Annotated in this window: 4 protein-coding genes; 1 reads left to right on the top strand and 3 read right to left on the bottom strand. The window is 63.6% G+C overall.

Going from position 1 to position 2,049, the window contains the following annotated elements; genetic code table 11:
• From EN742_RS33045 to rpmH, 3 genes are all read right to left on the bottom strand, one after another.
• A partial coding sequence (locus EN742_RS33045; RefSeq protein ID WP_148670448.1) for a hypothetical protein occupies positions 1–191 on the bottom strand: 191 nt, incomplete at its 3' end.
• 13 nt (positions 192–204) lie between these two features.
• Positions 205–558: a ribonuclease P protein component gene (gene rnpA, locus EN742_RS33050; protein ID WP_126057167.1), complete on the bottom strand. Its 354-nt coding sequence runs from the start codon at positions 556–558 to the stop codon at positions 205–207.
• Between the two features lie 16 nt (positions 559–574).
• On the bottom strand, positions 575–709 hold the full coding sequence (rpmH, locus tag EN742_RS33055) for a 50S ribosomal protein L34 (RefSeq protein WP_008833937.1): 135 nt from the start codon (positions 707–709) through the stop codon (positions 575–577).
• Positions 710–985: 276 nt separating this feature from the next.
• Here rpmH and EN742_RS33065 point away from each other — a divergent pair.
• Positions 986–2,049: HAMP domain-containing histidine kinase (locus EN742_RS33065; protein WP_148670449.1), on the top strand; the 1,064-nt coding region annotated here is incomplete at its 3' end.

The raw sequence follows: 2,049 nt of genomic DNA on the forward strand, positions 1-2,049 counted from the left end.
GTTGAAAGCCGAACTTTCCCGCCGACTGCGCGGAACACGATAGGCCAAGGGCTTCGATGGAAAACAACCGCAATTTCTTCATCACCATCGCGCTGCTGCTCGACGCGCGGGTTCATGTAGAACACCTGCCACAGCGTCAGGATCAGCACCGACAGCGCGATGGTGATGAAGAAATTGCGGTTGTTTTCCATCGAAGCCCTTGGCCTATCGTGTTCCGCGCAGTCGGCGGGAAAGTTCGGCTTTCAACTGGCCGAACGGAATGGCGAGCACATCTTCGCGCCCGACGATGACATAGTCATTGCCCGGCGCCATGTCATCGGCCGCATGCGTGCGCACGGCTTCTCTCAGCCGCCGCCGGACGCGGTTGCGCACGACGGCATTGCCGACCTTCTTGGTGACGGTATAGCCGACGCGCGGCAAAAGCGTGTCGCCGCGGTCGAGAACCTCGACGAGGAAAAGCCGCCCGCGGCGCTTTTCGCCGCCGCGGACAGCCAGGAAATCCGCGCGCTTCAGAAGCCGCTTGGGATTTTGTCCCACTGGCTTGCCGGTTGCGGGCAACGATCTCGTCTTTCGTTCAGGCGCTGAGCCGCTTGCGGCCGCGGTTGCGGCGGGCGGCAACGACGCCGCGACCACCCTTGGTGGCCATGCGGGCACGGAAACCGTGCCGGCGCTTGCGGACGAGTTTGGACGGTTGGTAGGTACGCTTCATTTGTTTTAATACCGCGGGGTGCGGCCCTTCTTGATTCTGTCACTCTGTAACAGGAGCTTTGCCGGGCCGGTTTAGGCGCGATCGAAACCGCGCCGGGACGAATGGCCCGAGCGTGAGCGGGCTTATAGAAAGAAGGGTTTTGGAAGTCAATCCGGCGCTGGCTGCGCCCTTTGTCGCGATCGCGCGGTGGATGTTTTTTATCCCGCAAGGATGAAATTGGCAAAAAAGCCGCAATCGCCTAATCTTCGCTATCAAGTGTTTGTGAAGACCTGAAGCATGACTGAAGCCCAAGCCACGGACGACAGGGCCGGCGCGGCGATTACCGCTGCCCGCACGGTGCCCCTGTCGCGCGGCCTGTCGACCAAGCTTCTTCTGCTCACCATCGTCTTCGTGCTTTTGGCCGAAATCCTGATTTTCCTGCCCTGGATCGCCAGCTATCGGGTGAGCTGGCTGAAGGAGCGCCTGGGCACAGCGGCCGCGGTCTCGATCGTCCTGGTGCAGGGCGAGCCCAACTCGCTCTCGCGCACTGCCCAGAACGACGTTTTGATGGCGATCGGCGCCAAGGCGATCGCCGTGCGCGACGGCGGCGTCTCGCGGCTTTTGGTGGTGTCCGAGATGCCGCCGCAGGTCGACGAGCATATCGACATTTCCAAGGTCGGCATGATCGACGGCATGACCGGGGCGCTCGACACGCTGTTCTTCGGCGGCAAGCGCATGCTGCGCGTGTTCGGCCCGGTCGGCGAGAGCGACAAGGAATTCGAGCTGATCATGCCCGACTACGCCTTGCGCAGCGCCATGTTGGTCTATTCGCGCAACGTCGCCTTCGTCTCGCTGCTGATCTCGCTGTTCACCGCCATGCTGGTCTATGCCGCGATCGACTTGATCATGATCGGCCCGATCCGCGCCATGACGCGCTCGATGCTGACCTTCTCGGAGGCGCCCGACGATCCCGGGCGCATCATCCGTCCCGCCGCTCGCGCCGACGAGATCGGCGTCGCCGAGCGCGAGTTGTCGCAGATGCAGGAACGGCTGCAGAAGATGCTCTCCGAGCAGAAGCACCTCGCCGATCTCGGGCTGGCGGTGTCGAAGATCAACCACGACATGCGCAACATCCTGGCCTCCGCGCAGCTGATGTCCGACCGCCTGCGGCTGGTCAAGGACCCGACCGTGCAGTCCTTCGCGCCGAAGCTGCTGCGCGCGCTCGACCGCGCGGTGTCCTATTCGGAGGGCGTGCTCGCTTATGGCCGCACGCAGGAGCCGCCGCCGTCGCGCCGCCGCGTCCGGCTGCGCCAGCTGGTCGAGGACGTGCACGGCCTGCTCGACATCGAGGAGGGCATCGA

It is taken from the genome of Mesorhizobium sp. M4A.F.Ca.ET.020.02.1.1, from assembly GCF_004022645.1.
Classification (GTDB): domain Bacteria; phylum Pseudomonadota; class Alphaproteobacteria; order Rhizobiales; family Rhizobiaceae; genus Mesorhizobium.

What these genes read in the sequence shown, in the direction of transcription:
- rpmH (WP_008833937.1), bottom strand. Translation starts at nt 709, where the DNA reads ATGAAGCGTACCTACCAACCGTCCAAACTCGTCCGCAAGCGCCGGCAC.